Raw genomic sequence first — 20,983 nt, 5'->3', positions numbered from 1 at the left:
CCGACAGCCGCGGGGCGAAGTTCGTGTCAGAGGTAGGGTGTTCGCTCGGGTCGGCCCATCGGTGAGCGGGGTGGCGATATGCCTGATGTCGATTGGAATGCGCTGCGGGACAAGGCAACCCGCGCGGCGGCGGGGGCGTATGCACCCTACTCCAAGTTCGCGGTGGGGGCGGCCGCGATGGTCGACGACGGCCGGGTGGTCACCGGCTGCAATGTGGAAAACGTCTCATATGGCCTTGGTCTCTGTGCCGAGTGCGGCGTGGTGTGCGCCCTACATGCCAGCGGCGGCGGCCGGCTCGTGGCGCTGGCGTGCGTCGACGCGCGGGGGCGCCCGCTGCTGCCGTGCGGTCGATGCCGGCAGGTGCTCCACGAGCACGGCGGCCCGGAGCTGCTCGTCGACCATCCGGCGGGCCCCCGCCGGCTGGGCGAGCTGCTGCCCGACGCCTTCACCGCCGACCTGCCGCGGGGGCCGTCTTGACCCGCCCCCACCTCGACGCGGCGTTCGACGCGCCGACGGTGATCAGGACCAAGCGCGACGGCGGCCGGCTCTCCGACGCGGCCATCGACTGGGTGATCGACGCCTACACCGACGGCCGGGTGGCCGACGAGCAGATGGCGGCGCTGCTGATGGCGATCGTGTGGCGCGGCATGGACCACGGCGAGATCGCCCGGTGGACGGCGGCGATGGTGGCGTCGGGCGAGCGCCTGGACTTCACCGGCCTGGGCTTGCCGACGGTGGACAAGCACTCCACCGGCGGCGTCGGCGACAAGACCACGCTGGCGGTGGTGCCCGCCGTCGCCGCCTGCGGTGCGGCGGTGCCCAAGGCGTCGGGCCGCGGGCTCGGGCACACCGGCGGCACGCTGGACAAGCTGGACTCGATCGCCGGTTTCACGGCGGACCTGTCCGAGGGGCGGCTGCGCGACCAGCTGCGCGACGTCGGCGCCGCGATCTTCGCCGCCGGGCGCCTGGCGCCGGCCGACAAGAAGCTCTACGCCCTGCGCGACGTCACCGCGACCGTCGAGTCGCTGCCGCTGATCGCCAGCTCGGTGATGAGCAAGAAGCTGGCCGAGGGGGTCGGCGCGGTCGTGCTGGACGTCAAGGTCGGCGCCGGGGCGCTGCTCGACTCCGAGGCGGCCTGCCGCGAGCTGGCGCGCACCATGGTCGAGCTGGGCGCGGCCCACGGCGTGTCCACCCACGCGCTGCTGACCGACATGAACGCCCCGCTGGGCGCGGCCGTCGGCAACGCGCTCGAGGTCGCCGAGGCGCTCGAGGTGCTGGCCGGCGGCGGGCCGCCCGACCTGGTGGAGCTGACCGTGCGGCTGGCCTCCGAGATGCTGCGGCTGGCCGGCATCGAGGACCGCGATCCGGCCCAGGCGCTGCGCGACGGCACGGCGATGGACCGCTTTCGCCGGCTGGTCGCGGCCCAGGGCGGGGACTTGGCCGCCCCGTTGCCGATCGGTTCGTGTTCCGAGACCGTGACCGCGCCGCGGGGCGGCACAATGGGCGATATCGACGCGATGGCGGTGGGGTTGGCAGCTTGGCGGCTCGGCGCGGGCAGGTCCCGTCCGGGCCAACCGGTGCAGCCGGGCGCCGGGATCCGCATCCACCGCCGGCCGGGGGAGCCCGTGGCCGCCGGCGAAGCGCTGTTCACCCTCTACACCGACACGCCCGAGCGGTTCGGCGCCGCGGCGGCCGAGCTGGACGGCGCGTTCAGCGTCGGCGACGCCGCACCGGCTGCCCGGCCGCTGATCATCGATCGGATCACCACGTGACGACACCACTGGCGCTAGACCAGATCAAAAAGGCGCCCAAGGCCCTGCTGCACGACCACCTCGACGGCGGGCTGCGGCCGTCGACGGTGATCGACATCGCCGGCCAGGTCGGCTACGACGGGCTGCCGGCCACCGACGTCGACGAGCTGGCGACGTGGTTTCGCACCCGGTCGCACAGCGGCTCGCTGGAGCGCTACCTGGAACCGTTCTCCCACACGGTCGCGGTGATGCAGACCCCCGACGCGCTGTACCGCGTGGCCTACGAGTGCGTCGAGGACCTGGCCGCCGACTCCGTCGTCTACGCCGAGGTGCGCTTCGCCCCCGAGCTGCACATCGACCGCGGGCTGTCCTTCGACGAGATCGTCGACGCCGTGCTGGACGGCTTCGCGGCCGGGGAGAAGGCCTGCGCGGCCGCGGGGCGGCCGATCAAGGTGCGGCTGCTGGTCACCGCGATGCGGCACGCAGCGGTGTCGCGGGAGATCGCCGAACTGGCCATCCGCTTCCGCGACAAGGGCGTGGTGGGCTTCGACATCGCCGGCGCCGAGGCGGGCAACCCGCCGACGCGACACCTGGACGCGTTCGAGTACATGCGAGACCACAACGCGCGCTTCACGATCCATGCCGGTGAGGCGTTCGGGCTGCCGTCCATCCACGAGGCGATCGCGTTCTGCGGCGCCGACCGGCTGGGCCACGGGGTGCGCATCGTCGACGACATCGACGTGCTGAAGGACGGAACCGTCCGGTTGGGCCGACTCGCGTCGATCTTGCGGGACAAGCGAATTCCGTTCGAGCTGTGCCCGAGCTCCAACGTGCAGACCGGCGCGGTGAAAAGCATCGCCGAGCACCCGTTCGACCTGCTGGCGCGCACCCGCTTTCGGGTCACCGTCAACACCGACAACCGGCTGATGAGCGACACCACGATGAGCCTCGAGATGCACCGGCTGGTCGAGGCCTTCGGCTACGGGTGGAGCGATCTGGAGCGGTTCACCATCAACGCGATGAAGTCGGCGTTCATCCCGTTCGACGAGCGGCTGGCGATCATCGACGAGGTGATCAAGCCGCGGTATGCGGTGCTGATCGGCTGAGCTGATCGGCTGACGCGAGGAACTCGCCGCCGCAAAGCGAAGCGGCGGCGAGTTCGCGCCAGGGCGACTACCGGGTCAGCCGGTGGCCGGTGCGGCGACCGGTGACGGCCTCGTAGATCGCGATCAGGACGATCGCGGCGGCGACGCCGACGAAGAACGGAATCCAGGCGATTCCGCCGTTGGTGTTGTGGTAGCCGAACTGGCTGGCCACCGCCGAGCCGATCAGGCCGCCCACGGCCCCGAGCACGACCGTCATGATCATGCCGACGTTCTGCTTGCCCGGCATGACGAGGCGGGCTACCACACCGATGACCGCGCCCACGATGATCGCGAGGATTATTGATCCAATCATTGCTGCTCCCGTTTGTAGCGGCGCCCCGGGTGGGCCCCGTCTTCAACGCGGGTTCCCCGAATCGGCGGGCTTGTAACACCATTCGTCGGGCCCCCGGTCCCGACACCATCACGTTTGGCGCCTGAGGCCCGGTCGCGCGATCGGCGGTTGACGCTTAGATACAAGATAGATACATTTAAAGTGCAAGAAGCAACGTATTGAGCAACTTATCGAGGAAGGCGCTGGGATGTCCCTCGCGAACGCCACGCAGTCACTGATTCCCGACCTGGACCCGACGGTGCCCGCCCCGCCGACGAACGTGGCCGAGCGCGGGTTCGAGGGCCGGCTCGACGACTGGGCCGACTGGGAAGGCTCGGCGCGCTACTTCGAGTACTCTAAGGCGGCCAACCCCATCGGCTCGGGCCACGCTCCCCAGGTCCCGGTCAGGCGGTTCGGCCCCGAGCTGTACCTCGACGCGCCGACCGGCGCCGTCGCGCTGGACCTGTCCGACGACCTCGGCCTTGCGACCGGCCCGGCGACCAGCCCCGCGCTGCTCGCCAGCTTCGTGCGCATCCGCGCCGGCGAGCACGTCGACACCAACCCCAACGCCACCTCACAGTTGTTCTACGTGCTCTACGGCCGGGGACACGCGGACGTCGACGGCCGGCCGATGGCTTGGGAGAAGGGCGATTTCGTGACGCTGCCCGCCGCCACGCGGTCGGCGTTCTACGCCGACGCCGACGCGGCCCTGTACTGGGTGCACGACGAGCCGCTGCTGCGCTACCTGGGCGTCGAGGCGACCCGGCCGCGGTTTTGCCCCACCAAGTTCCGCCGCGCCGACGCGGTGGCCAAGCTCGAGGAGATCGCCGCGCGGCCCGGTGCCAACGAGAAGAGCCGCGTCAGCGTGCTCCTGGCCAACGCCGAGCAGGAGCAGACGCTGACGATCACCCACGTGCTGTGGGCGATGTTCGGCGTCCTGCCGCCGCACCAGGAGCAGCGCCCGCACCGGCACCAGTCGGTGGCGCTGGACCTGATCCTCGACGCCCCGCCCCACGGGTGCTACACGCTGCTGGGCACCCGCCTGGACGAGCGGGGCGACATCGTCGACCCGATCCGGGTGGACTGGCAGGCCGGCGGCGCCTTCACCACCCCGCCGGGCATGTGGCACGCCCACTACAACGAGAGCGACGAGCCGGCCCACCTGATCCCCGTCCAGGACGCCGGGCTGCACACCCACCTGCGCAGCCTCGACATCAAGTTCACGCAGCGGCGCGGCTGACCCGGCCCCGTCGGGGCGGCCGGGCCATGCAGCGTGCGGGCTCGGCGAATAGTGTGGCTGGACATGAAGTTGCCGCTGCTGGGCCCGGTGTCGCTGACCGGTTTCCAGAACGCCTGGTTCTTCTTGTTCCTGTTGGCCGTGCTGCTGGTGCTCGGCGTCTATGTGGCGGTGCAGTTCGCCCGGCGCCGCAGGGTGCTGCGGTTCGCCAACATGGAGGTGCTGGAACGGGTGGCGCCGGCGGGGGCCGGCCGGTGGCGGCACGTGCCGACGATCCTGCTCGCGGTGTCGCTGGTGCTGCTGACCACCGCGATGGCGGGGCCGACGTCGGACATCCGGATCCCGCTCAACCGCGCGGTGGTCATGCTTGTCATCGACGTCTCGGAGTCGATGGCCGCCACCGACGTGCCACCCAACCGGCTGGCCGCCGCGCAGGTGGCCGGCAAGAAGTTCGCCGACGAGCTCACGCCCGCCATCAACCTGGGCCTGGTCGAGTTCGCCGCCAACGCCTCGCTGCTGGTAGCGCCGACGACCAACCGGCAGGCCGTCAAGGCCGCGATCGACGGCCTGAAGCCGGCACCCAAGACCGCAACCGGGGAGGGCCTCTTCACCGCGCTGCAGGCGATCGCGACCGTCGGCTCGGTGATGGGCGGCGGGGACGGGCCGCCGCCCGCGCGGATCGTGCTGGAGTCCGACGGCGCCGAGAACGTGCCGCTCGACCCCAACGCTCCCGAGGGCGCGTTCACCGCGGCCCGGGCCGCCAGGAACCAGGGGGTGCAGATCTCGACGATCTCCTTCGGCACCCCGTACGGCACCGTCGAGTACCAGGGCGCCACGATCCCGGTCCCGGTGGACGACCAGACGCTGCAGGAGATCTGCAAGATCACCGACGGCCAGGCGTTCCACGCCGACAGCCTGGAGTCGCTCGAGAGCGTCTATTCGACGCTGCAGCGCCAGATCGGCTACGAGACCGTCAAGGGCGACGCCAGCCTCGCCTGGATGCTGCTCGGCGCCGTGGTGCTGGCCGGGGCCATCCTCGCCGGGCTGGTGCTGAACCGCAGGCTGCCGGCCTGACCGCTCAGGTGGGCAGGCGCCGGTTGATCAGCAGGGCCAGCGCCGTGGCGATCAGGGCGACGATGACACCCAGGCGCAGCCACCCGGCGCTGCCCGGGCCCGGCACGGTGCGGTACCCGATGTCCTTTTCGATGGCGTCATAGCTCTTGTTGAGCTCGCCGAGGTTGGTCGCGGTGTAGGACTGCCCGCCCGACAGCCGCGCGATCGTCTTCATCTGGTCCGTCGAGACCGGGACGGCGACCCGCTGGCCGTTCATCTCGATCTCGCCGCCCTTGGTGCCGAAGGAGATCGTCGAGATGGGCACGCCCTGGTCCTTGGCCAGCCGGGCCGCGGTGTAGGCGCCGTCGTGCGGATCGCTGGGGTTGGTCGGCTTGTTCTCGCCGCCGTCGGACAGCAGCACGATGCGGGCCGGGGGCGGGGTGTCGCCCCCGGTGACGGCGGTGGCGCTGACCGCGTGCAGGGCGGTGAAGATGGCCTCGCCGGTGGCGGTGCCGTCGGCGAATTCGAGTTTCTTGAGCGCTTCGAGGGTGGCCTGGTGCTGCGGCGTCGGCGGGACCAGCAGGTAGGGCGTGCCGGCGAACCCGACCAGGCCGAGGTTGATGCCCGGCGTCAGCTGACCGGCGAACTGGCTGGCCGCCTGCTCGGCGGCCTTGAGCCGGTTGGGTTCGACGTCGGTGGCGCGCATCGAGTTGGACATGTCGATGATCAGCACCACGCAGGCCCGGTTGCGCGGGATGCGCATGTCGTGGGTGGGGGTGGCCAGCGCGATGGTCAACAGGACGAGCGAGAGCAGCGAGACCGCGATCGGGACGTGCCGCCACCGCGACTGCGGGACCGCCGAGTCGGTGTAGCGGTGCAGCCGGCGCCGGCGCCGCGCCTGGACCAGGACGTAGACCGCGAGCAGGGCCAGCGGCACCAGGCCGAACAGCAGCATGCCGGGGCGCTGGAAGCCGTATAGGGGCAGCGGGCCGATGCCGGGAAGCGACACTGACCTCACCTTCCCGCTTAGGGCCCGTCGGGCCGTTGCTGCTGCCCGCCAGTAAAGAGGAGTCTGGGAAGAGCGTCAAACGCGCGGCGCGCCCTATTCGCGCCTGAGCCGCCCGTCGACGAACTGCTCCAGCTTCTCCCATTCCCGCACCGCGGTGGCGTAGGGGGGCGTGGGCTTGGCGATCGAGTCGGGGTCGAGCACGTAGGCCACCAGCTTGCCCAGCGGCCGGGCGGTGTCGAGCGCCTTGTCCACCGTGGTTTCCTCGGAGTAGTCCCCGATGTCGCGGAGCAGCTCCACGGCGAGGTCGAGCTGGTCGCGGTCCACCGCGTCCGGCCCGTCGGCGAGGTCGTCGGCGAGCCCCGACAGCACGTAGATGTTGTCGTCGGTGACCTCGACCTCCAGGGAGCCGTCGGTGGCGGCGGTGCGGATGTCGTCGTAGGTGCTCAAGTCGGCCAGGTCGTGGTCGTGCTCGTCGGCGAGGTAGCGCGCCAGCGCCCGCTCCGAGGTGAACACGCTGATCCGCCCGTTGCGGCCCAGAAAGATCGGGCGGTCGTCGAGGTAGCAGCGCAGCGTGTAGAAGGTGCCCGAACTCGTCATGATGCGAATCGGGTCGATGCCGACCTGCACCCAGAAGTCCTCGTCGCCGCCGAGCACGACGGTGTCGCCGGGCGCGCGGTCCGGCTCCTCGTCTTCGGGCTCGTCTTCGGCCTCGTCTTCGGTGCCGGCCTCCCCGGATTCGTCCCCGGGTTCGTCCTCGTCGGCCACCTCGTCGGCGGCCGGCTGCTCGCCTTCGTCGGGTTCCTCGTCGAGTTCCTCGGCGGCCTTGGCCGACAGCTTTTCGTCGACCTCCGGGGTGGCGACGACGTCGTCGATCGCGGCGAGCACGTCGTCCCAGCCTCGGCCGATCACCTCGGCGATCGCGTTCCAGCGCTTCAGGCCGGCCTTGCCGGTGAAGTGGTCGATGCCGCCGGTGACCGTGCCCAAATTGGGGTTGCCGTTGAAGAACCTCGACACCGCCGGCAGTTCGCACACCGATCCGATCGACGACACCATCGCCAGCGCGCCGGCCAGCGCGTTCACCGATTCCTCGGTCGGCTTCTCGGCCACCAGCTCCTCGACGGCCACCAGGTCGAAGCGCTTGTCCTCGGCGGGCTCGAAGCGGTGCGCGTGCGCCTCGACGAGGTTCTTCCACGCCGGGTGGTCGACGAGGTCGTTGTCGGTGTCCGACCGCACGAACGCGACCAGGTCCGCCACCGTCTCGAACGCGTACAGGTCCTCGTCCTTGCCCAGGAACGCCTCCCACTCGTCGCCGGCATCGCGCCAGCGGGGCGCCCACACGGTGTAGCGGTCACCGGCGGACAGGCTCAGGCGGATGGGCACGAGGTCAGCTGCCATGCGGCACACAATAGCGACGCGCGCCGCGGCAGACCCGAGTCAGGCCGCCCAGATGGTCGCGATCGGCGCGGCCCCGGCCGCGTAGCCCAGTTTGGGCAGGCCGTACATCTGCTCGAGCGTCGCGAGCACGCTGTAGTGGTTGATCCGTTCGTTGTAGGTGCCCGGTTGCACGTGCGCGCCGTAGATCACGGTCGGGATCTGGTTGCGGGGCCCGCCGTCGTCCTCGTCCCAGGTCAAAATCAGCAGGCTGTTGTTGGCGACCGCCCAGTTCGCGTAGCCCGACAGCTCGCGGCTCAGCCAGGCGTCGCCCTGCGCGATCGAGCCGTCGTGCATGTTGTCGTCGTTGTTGGGGATGACGAACGACACCGTCGGCAGGCTGGCGTAGTTGCCCATCGGGAAGGCCGAGAACGGCAGCGAGGTGGCGGGCGGCACGTTGGTGAAGTTGGCCCACGGCACGTGCTTCCGCGCATACTTGCCCGCGCTGCAGGCGGTCGAGCCGACCGCGGGCAGGCCTTCGGCGTAGCCGGCGAAGGTGTAGCCGGCGGCCAGCAACTCCGAGGCCAGGTTGGGGGTGGCGCCCCCGTCGACCGGGCACGCGTCCGTGGTGACCCCGAGCGTGCTGCCGGCGAACAGGGCCAGGTAATTCGGCTCGCTGGGGTGGGTCTCGGCGAACGACTGGGCCATGTTGGCGCCGTTTGCGGCCAGCGCGTTGATGAACGGCGTCGCCTTGTTGCCGATGATGTGGCTCGCGGACCGGTTCTCTTCGATCACGATCACGACGTGCGCGGGCCGGGGCAGCGCGGCCGCCGCCAGCCCCACCCGGGGGGCCAGCGGGGTGGCGACCAGCCCCGCCAGCGCGGCCGCCCCGACCACCCGGAGCGCTCGATATGCCCTGTCCGCCAACCCTCTTCGACGCCGCACGCGGGCAGCATATGGGCGGGCCTGCGGCGACGCGGCGCCGACGCGGCCGGCTGAGCGCGACATTAACCAAATGAACGCCCGATCGTTATATAGGGTCACATCCCGTGGAGGTGCGCGTCGTCGATCACCCGCTGGCGCTGGCCCGGCTGACCACGATGCGCGACGAGCGCACCGGCAACGCCGGCTTCCGCGCGGCGTTGCGGGACGTCACCGCGATGCTGGTGTACGAGGCGACCCGCGACGCCGCCCGCGAGACCTTCCCGATCCGCACGCCGCTGACCGAGACGCTCGGGGTGCGGATCGCCGATCCGCCCCTGCTGGTGCCGGTGCTGCGGGCCGGGCTGGGCATGGTCGAGGCGACGCTGGCGCTGCTGCCGGAGGCCCGGGTGGGATTCGTCGGTGTCGCCCGCGACGAGGGCACCCACCTGCCCGCCGGGTATCTCGAGTCGCTGCCCGACGACCTGACCGGCCAGCCGGTGCTGGTGCTCGACCCGATGCTGGCCACGGGTGGGTCGTTGACGCACGCGATCGAGCTGTTGCGGCGGCGCGGCGCCTCGGGCATCACCGCGTTGTGCGCCGTGGCCGCGCCGGAAGGCATTGCCGCGCTTGGGAAAGCGGCGCCCGACGCGCGGCTTTTCACCGTCGCCGTCGACGACGGGCTCAACGAGATCGCCTACATCGTGCCGGGTCTCGGCGACGCGGGCGACCGGCAATTCGGGCCGCGCTAGCCAGCCCGGCGACGATGCGCGCCGCGGCGCGGCGTGAGGAGGAGCCGGGCAATCAGGCTAGCCCGCTTGGGTCACCAGGCCCGCACTTCGGCGAGCAGCCGGTCGCGCAGCGCGCGGGCGCGGTCTCGGGCCCGCCGCAGATCGTCGACCGGCGCGCACCGAATTTCCAAGTAGCACTTCAACTTCGGCTCTGTCCCGGAGGGCCGCACCACCACCCGGGCCGACACGTCGTCGGCGCCGCCGGTGAAGATCAGCGCGTCGCCGATGTCGGCGAGGTCGGCGGCGAACCCGGCCAGCCGGCCCGGCGGGTCGGCCCGCAGCCGGCGCATCAGCTCGGCGGCCTCGCCGGCGCCGGCGACCCGGCGCGACACCGCCGCGACGTCGTGCACGCCGAAGCGGCGGGCGAGGCCGTCGAGCGCGTCGGGCACCGAACGGCCCCGCTCGGCCAGCGCCGCGACCAGGTCGCACACCAACACCGCGGCGCTGATCCCGTCCTTGTCGCGCACGGCTTGCGGGTCCACGCAGTGCCCGATCGCCTCCTCGTAGGCGTACACCAGCGTCCCCGGGACGCCGGAGTCGGCGCGCGCCAGCCACTTGAACCCGGTGCGGGTCTCGACGTGGGTGGCGCCGTGGCTTGCGGCGATCGCGGCCAGCATCCGCGAGGACACCACGCTGCTGGCCACCACGGCGGTTCCCGGCGCCGGCGCGCGCGACAGGATGTAATCGCCCAACAGCCAACCGGTTTCGTCGCCGGAGAGCATCCGCCATCCCGAGGGCGTGGGGATGCCGACCGCGCACCGGTCGGCGTCTGGGTCCAGGGCGATCGCGACGTCGGCGGTGACGTCGGCGGCAAGGGTCAGCAGCGCGTCGGCGGCCCCGGGCTCCTCGGGGTTGGGGGAGGCGACGGTGGGGAAGTCCGGGTCGGGCGCGAACTGCGCCCCGACGCCGTGCACCTCACCGAACCCGGCGCGGCGCAGCGCGTCGACGGCGACCGCGCCGCCCACCCCGTGCAGCGGGGTCAGCGCCACCCGCACCGAACCGGTACCGCGGCGCACCGCGGCCGCGCGCCGGACGTAGCGCTCGACCAGATCGGTGTCGGCGGGCGCGACGGGCGCGCGGGCGATCTCGTCGGCCGGCGGCGCCGCGGCCATCGCCGCCTCGATCTGGTGGTCGGTGGGCGAGACGATCTGGATGCCGCCCTCGAAGTAGACCTTGTAGCCGTTGTCGGCGGGCGGGTTGTGGGAGGCCGTGATCTGTATCCCGGCCGCCGCCCCGGTCTGGCGCACCGCGAACGCCACCACCGGCGTCGGCACCGCGCCGGGCAGCCACAGCACCGAAAACCCTTCGGCGGCAAGAACTTCCGCTGTGACGGTCGCGAACACCGCCGAGCCGTGCCGGGCGTCGCGCCCGACGATCACCCGCGCCCCGGCCAGGCCACGCTCACGCAGCACCCGGGCCACCGCCCACGTCGCGCGCGACACCACCGCGACGTTCATCGCGTCCGGCCCGCCGCGCACCGGGCCGCGCAGCCCGGCGGTGCCAAACCTCAGCGGGCGGGCGAACCGCGCCGCCAGCTCGTCACCACCGCACGCGGCGAGCTCGGCGGCCGTGTCGGGGTCGGGATCGTGGGCGATCCACTCCTCGGGCGTCACGTCGCTATAGCCGGGCGATGACGCCGGCCAGCAGCGCGCCCATCCGGCCCGCCGACGCGCCCCCGGCGGCGAGCACCTCGGCGTGGCTCAACGGATGCCCCGTGATGCCGGCCGCCAGGTTGGTCACCAGCGACACGCCCAGCACCTCGGCGCCGGCCGCCCGGGCCGCGATCGTCTCGTGCACCGTCGACATCCCGACCAAATCGGCGCCCAGCGTCCGCAGCATCCGCACCTCCGCGGGCGTCTCGTAGTGCGGCCCGGGCAGCCCAGCGTAGACGCCCTCGGTCAGTTCCGGGTCGGCCTGGCGGGCGAGCGCGCGCAGCCGCGGCGAGTAGGCGTCGGTGAGGTCCACAAAGTGCGGGCCGACCAGCGGCGACCGCGCGGTGAGGTTGAGGTGGTCGCTGATCAGCACCGGCTGGCCGACGGCCATGTCGGCGCGCAGGCCGCCCGCGGCGTTGGTCAGCACCACGGTGTGCGCGCCGGCCGCGCAGGCCGCCCGGACCGGGTGCACCACGTGGCACAGGTCGTGCCCCTCGTAGGCGTGCACGCGCCCGACCAGCACCAGCACCCGATGCCCGCCGACGCGCATCGACAGCAGTTCGCCGGTGTGCCCGACGGCGGTCGGCGGCGCGAAGCCGGGCAGGTCGGCCTGCGGCAGCCCGACCGTGGGGGAGCCCAGGGCCGCGACGGCGGGCGACCAGCCCGACCCGAGGACGACGGCGACGTCGTGCCGGTCGACCCCGGTGCGCTCGGCGATGGCTTGTGCCGCCCGCCGCGCGAGGTCGTCGGGATCGGACGCGGGGCGGCTCACACTGGGCGAGCTTAACGACTGCTATCGCCTCAAGGCGAAGCCGTGGGGCGCCGCTGACCCGTCAGGTGCCGGCGCGGAAGAAGCCCGAGATGTAGTCGCCGATGTTGCCCACGCCGGAGGCGTCGTCGCCGGCGTTGTCGAAGCCCGAGCTCCCGATGCCGAGGTTGCCGAAGCCCGAACTCGGGCCAGGGCCGTCGAACAGGTAGCCGACGCCGGTGTTCAGGTCGCCGGAGTTGAACAGGCCGGTGTTGATGCTGCCCGAGTTGAACAACCCGGTGTTGTAGTTGCCCGCGTTGAAGGCGCCGGTGTTGTAGTCGCCCGAGTTGAACGCACCGGTGCTGTGGGATCCCGAGTTGAACAACCCCGCGCTGAGGATGCCCGAGTTGGCGATGCCCGAGTTGAACTGGCCTGAGTTGAAGATGCCGACGTTGCCGTTGCCGGAGTTGAAGAAGCCGATGTTGCCCGTGCCCGAGTTGCCGAATCCGATGTTGCCGATGCCGGAGTTCAGCGCGCCCGCGAGGTTCACGCCGATCTGGTGGTCGCCGGTGAGCCCGATGCCGATGTTGCCGGTGCCGGTGTTGCCGAAACCGATGTTCAGCGAGCCCAGGTTGCCGAAGCCGAAGTTGTTGCCGCCGATGTTGCCGAGGCCGAAGTTGTAGCTGCCGTTGTTGCCGCCGCCCAGGTTGAAGCTGCCGATGTTGCCGCTGCCCAGGTTGGCGCTGCCGATGTTGCCGCTGCCCAGGTTCCAGAAGCCGAAGTTGCCGCTGCCGAGGTTGACGTCGCCGATGTTGCCGCTGCCCAGCAGGTTCAGCTCGCCCAGGTTCCCGCTGCCCAGGTTCCAGGCCAGTTGGTTGCCGATGCCCAGGGTCAGCAGTTTCTGGTTGCCGATCCCGAAGAGGTTGTATCCGGGGATGTTGTCGAGGACCCCGAAGATGCTGTCCAGCGGCTGCAGCACCGCCGGCAGCTCGGCGGCCGCCGCCGCCGCGCCGGCGTGATAGTCGACCATCGCGGCGACGTCCTGGGCCCACATCTGCTCGTATTCGGCCTCGGTGGCCGCGATCGCCGGGGCGTTCTGGCCGAACAGGTTCGAGGCGACCAGCGACACCAGATCGGTGCGATTGGCCGCGACCGCCGCCGGGTGCACCGTCGCCGCTTGGGCCGCCTCGAACACCGCGGCCACGGACTGGGCCTGGGCGGCCGCGTTCTGGGCGTGGGCGGACGCGGCGCGCAGGAAGCTCGCGTAGGGGCCGGCCGCGGCCAGCATCGCCGCCGACGCGGGGCCCTGCCAGGCGTCCGCGGCCAGGCCCGAGGTCACCGACGCGAACGACGACGCCGCGCCCGCCAGCTCGTTGGCCAGGCCGTCCCAGGCGGCGGCGGCCTCGAGCATCGGTGCTGACCCGGCGCCGACGAACATCCGTAGCGAGTTGATTTCGGGCGGCAGCACCAAAAAGCTCATGCCGGGTTCCGTCCTTCGGGGTCAAGAATTTTTGTGAATAGATGTCATATAGATAGCAGGGTTACATACCTTTAGTCCACTAAAGTGGCATATATCATGACGAATAGATTGGCGTGCCGGCATCCGGTCGCCGCGCCGGTCGGGGCGGCGACCGCGGAATCCGGGCGGTGGGATACTGCGAAGATGCCCGCAGCGACCGCATTGGACAGTGTCGAGGAAGTCGTGCGGCGACGCGGCGCCGACCTGGTCGAGTTGTCCCACGCCATTCACGCCGAGCCCGAGTTGGCCTTCGCGGAGCATCGCAGCTGCGCCAAGGCGCAGGCGCTGGTGGCCGAGCGCGGTTTCGAGATCACCGCGCGCGCCGGTGGCCTGGACACCGCGTTCCGCGCCGACTTCGGCAGCGGGCCGCTGGTGGTCGGGATCTGCGCCGAGTACGACGCGCTGCCCGAGATCGGGCACGCCTGCGGTCACAACGTCATCGCCGCCTCCGCGGTGGGCACCGCGCTCGCGCTCGCCGACGTGGCCGACGACCTCGGGCTGACCGTCGCGCTGCTCGGGACGCCCGCCGAGGAGGCCGGGGGCGGCAAGGCGCTGCTGCTGCGGGCCGGGACGTTCGACGACGTCGCCGTCGCGGTGATGGTGCATCCCGGGCCGGCCGACATCGCCGGGACGCGCTCGCTGGCGTTGTCCGAGGTGCTCGTCACCTACCGGGGCAAGGAATCCCACGCCGCCGTGGCGCCGCATCTGGGCGTCAACGCCGCCGACGCGGTGACCGTCGCGCAGGTGGCGATCGGGTTGCTGCGCCAGCAGCTGGCGCCGGGCCAGATGACCCACGGCGTCGTCACCGACGGCGGTCAGGCCGTCAACGTCATCCCCGGCCACGCCACGCTGCAGTACGCGATGCGCGCGCTCGACGCCGATTCGCTGCGTGAGCTGGAGGGCAAGATGTTCGCGTGCTTCGCGGCGGGTGCCCTGGCGACGGGCTGCGAACACGAGATCGACCATCCCGCACCGCCTTACGACGAACTCAAGCCCGACCCCTGGCTGGCCAACGTTTGCCGCGACGAGATGCGCCGGCTCGGGCGCGAGCCGCTGGCGCCCGAATACGAGACGCAGCTGCCGATGGGCAGCACCGACATGGGCAACGTGACGCAGGTGCTGCCGGGAATCCACCCGGTGATCGGGGTGGACGCCGGCGGCGCCACCGTGCACCAGCGGGCCTTCGCGGCCGCGGCCGCCGGTCCCAGCGCCGACCGCGCCGTCGTCGACGGGGCGATCATGTTGTCGCGCACGGTGGTTCACCTGGCCCAGGACCCCGGCCAACGCGACCGCGTGCTGGGCGCCCGGCAGCGCCGCGGCGAGGCGCGGTCATGAGCCTCGTCGACAGCGCCGAGTCCTGGCTGGCCGCCCACCACGACGATCTCGTCGAGTGGCGCAGGCACATCCACCGCTATCCCGAGCTGGGCCGCCAGGAGTACGCCACCACCCAGTTCGTCGCCGAGCGGTTGGCCGACGCCGGCCTGAACCCCAAGGTGCTGCCCGGCGGGACCGGGCTGATCTGCGACATGGGCCCCGAGCACGAGCCGCGGATCGCCCTGCGCGCCGACATGGACGCGCTGCCGATGGCCGAGCGGACCGGCGCCCCGTACGCCTCCACGATGCCCAACGTCGCCCACGCCTGCGGCCACGACGCCCACACCGCGATCCTGCTGGGCACCGCGCTGGCGCTGGCGACTGTGCCGGCGCTGCCGGTCGGGGTGCGGCTGATCTTCCAGGCCGCCGAGGAGCTGATGCCCGGCGGGGCGATCGACGCCATCGCCGCCGGCGCGCTGGCCGGGGTGTCGCGGATCTTCGCCCTGCACTGCGACCCGCGGCTGGAGGTCGGCAAGATCGCGGTCCGGCAGGGCCCGATCACCTCGGCCGCCGACCAGCTCGAGATCACGCTGTACTCACCCGGCGGGCACACCTCGCGGCCGCACCTGACCGCCGACCTGGTCTACGGCCTGGGCACGCTGATCACCGGGCTGCCCGGGGTGCTGTCGCGCCGCATCGACCCGCGCAACGGCACCGTGCTGGTGTGGGGCGCGGTCAACGCCGGGGTGGCGCCCAACGCGATCCCGCAGACGGGTGTGCTCGCCGGCACCGTGCGCACCGCCAGTCGGCAGACCTGGATCGCCCTGGAGGAGATCATCCGCGACACCGTGTCGGCGCTGCTGTCGCCGCTGGCGATCGAGCACACGCTGGCCTACTGGCGCGGCGTGCCGCCGGTGGTCAACGAGGACGTCTCGACGCGGATCCTCACCCACGCGATCGAGGCCGTCGGCCCCGACGCGCTGGCCGACACCCGGCAGTCGGGCGGCGGCGAGGATTTCTCCTGGTACCTCGAGGAGATCCCCGGCGCGATGGCGCGGCTGGGCGTGTGGTCGGGCGACGGGCCCCAGCTGGACCTGCACCAGCCGAACTTCGACCTCGACGAGCGGGCGCTGGACATCGGGCTGCGCGTGATGGTCAACATCGTCGAGCAGGCGGGGCTCTTCTAGCTCGGCTTTCGAGGCGCGAACGTGCGTGTTTGTACGCGACACACCGGTTCGGACCGGCATTCTGCGCACCCTCGGCAGGGGTGAATTGTGCCGGGCCTGAGACCGGCCGACGATACCCGGCGTGGATGCGCAGCTTTGCCGGCTGCTCGACGCGCAAGGCGGCGTGGTGACCTCCGCCCAGGCATTGCAGCACCTCACCCGTCGACAGCTGGAGGCCGCGCTCAAATACGGTGTGCTGCAAAAGGTTTGGTATGGCGTCTACGGTCGCGGAGCGCTGGACCGCGGCCTGCAGCTGCGCGGTCTGGATTTGGCGGCCGGCACCACGGTGGCGGTGTGCCTGAATACGGCTGCGGAGGTCCACGGCTTCGACACCGAACGGGATCCGGCCCTGCATGTGCTCAATCCGGGCGGGCGGCAGTTGCGTCCGACGCGCGGGCTGGTCGTGCACCGCCGCGCGGGGGCGCCACTGACGAGGGTCGCGGGACGGCCCATCACGACGCCGGCCTGGACGGCGATCGAGGTCGCCCGTGGGCTGCGGCGGCCGAGGGCACTGGCCACGCTGGACGCCGCGCTGCGCAGCGGCACGTGCAGCCCTGACGACCTGCAGCGGGCGGTCAACCGCCAGGCAGGCCGGCGCGGCGTCGTTCACACGCGCGAGTTGCTGCCGCTGGCCTCCCCGCTGGCCGAGTCACCGATGGAGAGCGAGGCCCGGCTGGTGATGATCGACGGTGGATTGCCACCCCCGATCCTGCAGCACGAGGTCGTGGACCTGCGGGGGCGCATCTGGCGGCTCGACTTTGCCTGGCCCGAAGCGCGTGTCGCGGCGGAGTACGACGGTGTCGACTGGCATAGCGGCCCGGAAGCGTTTCGACGGGACCGCCGGCGCTCCGGCGCGCTCCAGGAGCTGGGTTGGGCGGTCGTGCCCATCGTCGCCGAGGACGTCAGGTACCGGCCGGTCGAACTCGTCCGTCGGCTCGAGACGCAGCTGTTGGGGGCCGCATGACGTCGCGAACGTGCGCAGAATGCCGGGCCGCATCGGCGTGTCGGCGTACCAACACGCACGCTCGCGACAAGGGGTCAGGCGCTGGTTCCCGGGCCGATGTTGCGGGCGGGGCGGGTCCGCAGGTTGTGCACGTAATCCTCGGGCGCGCCGGCGATCTCGGCGGCGTCGGCCATCACCCCGAGGTAGCGCGCCGAGGGCAGGCCGCCCTCCCAGGCATCCAGCACATACAGCCAGGCCAGCACGGGATCGGTGGTGGTGTCGGAGGAGAGCCGCTCCACGCGGCAGCGGATCTTCTTGTGGACGCCGAACTCGGAGCCCTCCCACCGGTCCAGGTTCTTCTCGTCGGCCGGGGTCATGTCGTAGAGGACGACGAACACCTTCGAGTCGGGGTCCTCGACGATGGTGGCCAGCGCCCCTTCCCAGCCGATGTCCTCGCCGCCGAACGTCAACCGCCACCCGTGCAGCCAGCCGGTTCCGGCCATCGGCGAGTGCGGCGCGCGCTTCAGCATTTGCTCGGGATGCATGTTCGACCCGTACGCGGCGTAGAGCGGCACGGGGAAAAGCTTAAACGGCACCCGCTCATGCGCCATTCACCCGAGCGTTTCGCGGGGTTCGCCCCTCGCGCCGCGCCGCGGCGCGGAGGCCAATTAGGTTAGGGCGTGTGGTGACGCGCATCGTGATCCTCGGCGGTGGGCCGGCCGGTTACGAGGCCGCGCTCGTCGCCGCCACGCTGTCGGCCGAGCGGACCGACGCGACCGACATCACCGTGATCGATGCCGAGGGCGTCGGCGGGGCGGCCGTGCTGGACGACTGCGTGCCGTCCAAGACGTTCATCGCCTCGACGTGGCTGCGCACCGAGCTGCGCCGGGCGCCGCGGCTGGGCTTCGACATCGACATCGACGACGCGAAGATCTCGTTGCCGCAGATCCACGCCCGCGTCAAGCGGCTCGCCTCCGAGCAGTCGGCCGACATCGCCGCCCAGCTGCGCAGCATGGGCGTGCGCGTCGTCGCCGGCCACGGCGAGCTGATCGACCCCACGCCCGGCCTGGCCAAGCACCGGGTGCGGGCGACCCACTCCGATCCGGGGCCCGACGGCCCCGCCGCCACCGAGTTCGAGGCGGACGTGGTGCTGATCGCCACCGGCGCCAGCCCGCGGATCCTGCCGTCGGCGCGGCCCGACGGCGAGCGCATCCTGACCTGGCGCCAGCTCTACGACCTCAAGACGCTGCCCGAGCACCTCATCGTCGTCGGCTCGGGCGTCACCGGCGCCGAGTTCGTCCACGCCTACACCGAGCTCGGGGTGCCGGTGACCGTGGCGGCCAGCCGCGACCGCGTGCTGCCCTACGAGGACGCCGACGCGGCGCTGGTGCTGGAGGAGGCGTTCGCCGAACGCGGCGTCCAGCTCGTCAAGAACGCCCGCGCCGAATCGGTCACCCGCACCGACGACGGCGTCCTGGTCACCATGACCGACGGCCGCACCGTCGAGGGCAGCCACGCCCTGATGACGATCGGGTCGGTCCCCAACACCGGCGGCCTGGGCCTGGAGCGGGTCGGCATCGAGCTGGGGCCCGGCGACTACCTGCCCGTCGACCGGGTGTCGCGGACCTCGGTGCCGGGCATCTACGCCGCCGGCGACTGCACCGGCCTGCTGCTGCTGGCGTCGGTCGCCGCCATGCAGGGCCGCATCGCGATGTATCACGCGCTGGGCGAGGGCGTCAGCCCGATCCGGCTCCGCACGGTCGCGTCGACCGTGTTCACCCGGCCCGAGATCGCCGCGGTCGGGGTGCCGCAGTCGATGATCGACGACGGTTCGGTGCCCGCCCGGACCATCATGCTGCCGCTGCGCACCAACGCGCGGGCCAAGATGTCGGGCCTGCGCCAGGGTTTCGTCAAGGTCTTCTGCCGCAAGTCCACCGGCGTGGTGATCGGCGGCGTGGTGGTGGCGCCGATCGCCTCGGAGCTGATCCTGCCGATCGCGGTGGCCGTGACCAACCGCATCACCGTCAACGAGCTGGCGCAGACGCTGGCCGTGTACCCCTCGTTGTCCGGCTCGATCACCGAGGCCGCGCGCCGCCTGATGGCCCACGACGATCTGGACTGACCGGCCCGTAGAACGCGGGGCGCGCGGACCCGGCAACGGTTAGCCTTGGGTTTGCACGTCCTACCGGCGAGTAACCGACAGGAGTTTCCGCAGTGAGCGACCGGATCCACGCACCCAGCGAGCCGCGTTCGGCGGCGTCCGCGCTGGGACCGGAGCAACGCCGGGTGGCCTGGGAGCGGCTGGGCAGCGAGCAGTTCGACGTGGTGGTCATCGGCGGCGGCGTGGTGGGCTCGGGATGCGCGCTGGACGCCGCCACCCGCGGGCTCAAGGTGGCGCTGGTGGAGGCGCGCGACCTGGCGTCGGGCACGTCGAGCCGCTCGTCGAAGATGTTCCACGGCGGGCTGCGCTACCTCGAGCAACTGGAGTTCGGCCTGGTCCGCGAGGCGCTCTACGAGCGCGAGCTGTCGCTGACCAAGCTGGCGCCGCACCTGGTCAAGCCGATGCCGTTCTTGTTCCCGCTGACCCACCGGGTCTGGGAACGCCCTTACACCGCCGCGGGCATCTTCCTCTACGACCGGCTCGGCGGCGCGAAATCCGTTCCGGCGCAAAAGCATCTGACCCGCGCCGGTGCCCTGCGGCTATGCCCGGGCCTCAAGCGCACCTCGCTGATCGGCGGGATCCGCTACTACGACACCGTCGTCGACGACGCCCGGCACACCATGACCGTCGCGCGCACCGCCGCGCACTACGGCGCGGTGGTGCGGTCCTCGACCCAGGTGGTGGCGTTGCTGCGCGAGGGCGACCGGGTGACAGGCGTGCGGGTCCGCGACTCCGAGGACGGCGCGATCACCGAGGTCCGCGGCCACGTCGTGGTCAACGCGACCGGGGTGTGGACCGACGAGATCCAGGCGCTGTCCAAGCAGCGCGGCCGGTTCCAGGTGCGCGCGTCCAAGGGCGTGCACGTCGTGGTGCCGCGCGACCGCATCGTCAGCGACGTCGCGATCATCCTGCGTACCGAGAAGTCCGTGATGTTCGTGATCCCGTGGGGCAGCCACTGGATCATCGGGACCACCGACACCGACTGGGACCTCGACCTGGCGCACCCCGCGGCCACCAAGGCCGACATCGACTACATCCTGCGGACCGTCAACACCGTGCTGGCCACGCCCCTGACCCACGCCGACATCGACGGCGTCTACGCCGGGCTGCGGCCGCTGCTGGCCGGGGAGAGCGAGGAAACCTCCAAGCTGTCGCGCGAGCACGCCGTGGCGGTGCCCGCGCCCGGCCTGGTGGCGATCGCCGGCGGCAAGTACACCACCTACCGGGTGATGGCCGCCGACGCGATCGATGCCGCGGCGCAGTTCGTCCCGGCCCGGGTCGCGCCGTCGATCACCGAGAAGGTGACGCTGCTCGGCGCCGATGGGTACTTCGCGCTGGTCAACCAGGCCGAGCACGTCGCGGCGCTCAAGGGCCTGCACCCGTACCGGGTGCGCCACCTGCTGGACCGCTACGGGTCGCTGGTCGGCGACGTCCTGGCCCTGGCCGACGACGAACCCGACCTGCTGCGCCCGATCAAGGAGGCGCCGGGCTATTTGCGGGTGGAGGCGCGCTACGCCGTCACCTCCGAGGGGGCCCTGCACCTCGAGGACATCCTGGCCCGGCGGATGCGCATCTCCATCGAGTACCCGCACCGCGGCGTCGACTGCGCCCGTGAGGTGGCCGACGTGGTGGCGCCCGCGCTGGGCTGGAGCGCGGCGGACGTCGAGCGGGAGGTCGCCAACTACGCCGCGCGGGTGAAGGCCGAGATCCTCTCGCAGGCCCAGCCCGACGACGTGTCGGCCGACGAGCTGCGGGCCAGCGCGCCCGAGGCGCGCGCCGAGATCCTCGAGCCGGTGCCCCTGAAGTGACGC

Annotated in this window: 18 protein-coding genes and 1 pseudogene; 11 read left to right on the top strand and 8 right to left on the bottom strand. The window is 71.8% G+C overall.

Annotation, left to right across the window (positions count from 1 at the left end):
- Window positions 1–78: 78 nt before the first annotated feature.
- The 3 genes from AWC19_RS22350 to AWC19_RS22340 are packed head-to-tail and all read left to right on the top strand — an operon-like array spanning window position 79 to window position 2,857.
- A complete protein-coding gene (locus tag AWC19_RS22350) occupies window positions 79–477 on the top strand; it encodes a cytidine deaminase (protein ID WP_085080275.1) in 399 nt (132 codons plus the stop codon).
- Window positions 474–1,772, top strand: a complete 1,299-nt coding sequence (locus AWC19_RS22345) for a thymidine phosphorylase (RefSeq protein WP_085080274.1) — start codon at window positions 474–476, stop codon at window positions 1,770–1,772. The genes AWC19_RS22350 and AWC19_RS22345 overlap by 4 nt, the downstream gene beginning before the upstream one ends.
- Window positions 1,769–2,857: an adenosine deaminase gene (locus AWC19_RS22340; protein WP_085080273.1), complete on the top strand. Its 1,089-nt coding sequence runs from the start codon at window positions 1,769–1,771 to the stop codon at window positions 2,855–2,857. Before AWC19_RS22345 ends, AWC19_RS22340 begins: the two co-directional genes overlap by 4 nt.
- 67 nt (window positions 2,858–2,924) lie before the next feature.
- Here the strand turns inward: AWC19_RS22340 and AWC19_RS22335 are convergent, their stop codons facing one another.
- Window positions 2,925–3,209 carry a GlsB/YeaQ/YmgE family stress response membrane protein gene (locus AWC19_RS22335; RefSeq protein WP_085080272.1) on the bottom strand — a complete coding sequence of 95 codons (285 nt, stop codon included), beginning with the start codon at window positions 3,207–3,209 and terminating at the stop codon, window positions 2,925–2,927.
- A gap of 226 nt (window positions 3,210–3,435) precedes the next feature.
- Between AWC19_RS22335 and AWC19_RS22330 the strand changes: the two genes are divergently transcribed.
- On the top strand, window positions 3,436–4,467 hold the full coding sequence (locus AWC19_RS22330; RefSeq protein WP_085080271.1) for a cupin domain-containing protein: 1,032 nt from the start codon (window positions 3,436–3,438) through the stop codon (window positions 4,465–4,467).
- 63 nt (window positions 4,468–4,530) lie between these two features.
- Complete coding sequence (locus AWC19_RS22325; RefSeq protein WP_085080318.1) at window positions 4,531–5,538, top strand: VWA domain-containing protein; 1,008 nt, start codon at window positions 4,531–4,533, stop codon at window positions 5,536–5,538.
- Window positions 5,539–5,542: 4 nt separating this feature from the next.
- Here the strand turns inward: AWC19_RS22325 and AWC19_RS22320 are convergent, their stop codons facing one another.
- From AWC19_RS22320 to AWC19_RS22310, 3 genes are all read right to left on the bottom strand, one after another.
- The gene (locus tag AWC19_RS22320) at window positions 5,543–6,526 is read right to left on the bottom strand and encodes a VWA domain-containing protein (protein ID WP_085080270.1); all 984 of its coding nucleotides are present in this window, start codon (window positions 6,524–6,526) and stop codon (window positions 5,543–5,545) included.
- A 93-nt stretch (window positions 6,527–6,619) separates the two neighbouring features.
- Entirely contained in the window at window positions 6,620–7,921 is a 1,302-nt protein-coding gene (gene satS, locus AWC19_RS22315) for a protein export chaperone SatS (RefSeq protein ID WP_085080269.1), read from the bottom strand.
- Window positions 7,922–7,960: 39 nt separating this feature from the next.
- Entirely contained in the window at window positions 7,961–8,842 is an 882-nt protein-coding gene (locus AWC19_RS22310) for an alkaline phosphatase family protein (RefSeq protein ID WP_443677522.1), read from the bottom strand.
- Window positions 8,843–8,946: 104 nt separating this feature from the next.
- On the opposite strand from AWC19_RS22310, the gene upp reads away from it, so the two are divergent.
- Complete coding sequence (gene upp, locus AWC19_RS22305) at window positions 8,947–9,570, top strand: uracil phosphoribosyltransferase (protein WP_085080268.1); 624 nt, start codon at window positions 8,947–8,949, stop codon at window positions 9,568–9,570.
- A gap of 71 nt (window positions 9,571–9,641) precedes the next feature.
- Here the strand turns inward: upp and AWC19_RS22300 are convergent, their stop codons facing one another.
- The 3 genes from AWC19_RS22300 to AWC19_RS22290 all read right to left on the bottom strand — a co-directional run bounded on the left by AWC19_RS22300 (window position 9,642) and on the right by AWC19_RS22290 (window position 13,489).
- Window positions 9,642–11,222, bottom strand: a complete 1,581-nt coding sequence (locus AWC19_RS22300; protein ID WP_085080267.1) for a phospho-sugar mutase — start codon at window positions 11,220–11,222, stop codon at window positions 9,642–9,644.
- A gap of 4 nt (window positions 11,223–11,226) precedes the next feature.
- Complete coding sequence (locus AWC19_RS22295) at window positions 11,227–12,033, bottom strand: purine-nucleoside phosphorylase (protein ID WP_085080266.1); 807 nt, start codon at window positions 12,031–12,033, stop codon at window positions 11,227–11,229.
- Window positions 12,034–12,094: 61 nt separating this feature from the next.
- The gene (locus AWC19_RS22290; protein WP_085080265.1) at window positions 12,095–13,489 is read right to left on the bottom strand and encodes a PPE family protein; all 1,395 of its coding nucleotides are present in this window, start codon (window positions 13,487–13,489) and stop codon (window positions 12,095–12,097) included.
- A 183-nt stretch (window positions 13,490–13,672) separates the two neighbouring features.
- Between AWC19_RS22290 and AWC19_RS22285 the strand changes: the two genes are divergently transcribed.
- The 3 genes from AWC19_RS22285 to AWC19_RS22275 all read left to right on the top strand — a co-directional run bounded on the left by AWC19_RS22285 (window position 13,673) and on the right by AWC19_RS22275 (window position 17,032).
- The gene (locus tag AWC19_RS22285; protein ID WP_085080264.1) at window positions 13,673–14,863 is read left to right on the top strand and encodes a M20 family metallopeptidase; all 1,191 of its coding nucleotides are present in this window, start codon (window positions 13,673–13,675) and stop codon (window positions 14,861–14,863) included.
- Window positions 14,860–16,029 carry a M20 family metallopeptidase gene (locus AWC19_RS22280; protein ID WP_085080263.1) on the top strand — a complete coding sequence of 390 codons (1,170 nt, stop codon included), beginning with the start codon at window positions 14,860–14,862 and terminating at the stop codon, window positions 16,027–16,029. Before AWC19_RS22285 ends, AWC19_RS22280 begins: the two co-directional genes overlap by 4 nt.
- Before the next feature lie 121 nt (window positions 16,030–16,150).
- Complete coding sequence (locus AWC19_RS22275; RefSeq protein WP_085080262.1) at window positions 16,151–17,032, top strand: PDDEXK family nuclease; 882 nt, start codon at window positions 16,151–16,153, stop codon at window positions 17,030–17,032.
- Between the two features lie 74 nt (window positions 17,033–17,106).
- On the opposite strand, the gene AWC19_RS22270 is transcribed toward AWC19_RS22275, so the two are convergent.
- On the bottom strand, window positions 17,107–17,586 hold the full coding sequence (locus tag AWC19_RS22270; protein WP_085080316.1) for a gamma-glutamylcyclotransferase family protein: 480 nt from the start codon (window positions 17,584–17,586) through the stop codon (window positions 17,107–17,109).
- Window positions 17,587–17,693: 107 nt separating this feature from the next.
- Between AWC19_RS22270 and AWC19_RS22265 the strand changes: the two are divergent.
- Window positions 17,694–19,229: pseudogene (locus AWC19_RS22265) on the top strand (NAD(P)H-quinone dehydrogenase).
- Window positions 19,226–20,980, top strand: a complete 1,755-nt coding sequence (locus tag AWC19_RS22260) for a glycerol-3-phosphate dehydrogenase/oxidase (RefSeq protein WP_085080260.1) — start codon at window positions 19,226–19,228, stop codon at window positions 20,978–20,980. The pseudogene AWC19_RS22265 and the gene AWC19_RS22260 overlap by 4 nt, the downstream one beginning before the upstream one ends.
- Window positions 20,981–20,983: the final 3 nt, after the last annotated feature.

It is taken from the genome of Mycobacterium palustre (assembly GCF_002101785.1).
GTDB lineage: Bacteria > Actinomycetota > Actinomycetes > Mycobacteriales > Mycobacteriaceae > Mycobacterium > Mycobacterium palustre.
The sequence above is the reverse complement of the archived record's forward strand: the minus strand, read 5'-3'. Positions and strand labels throughout refer to the sequence as shown.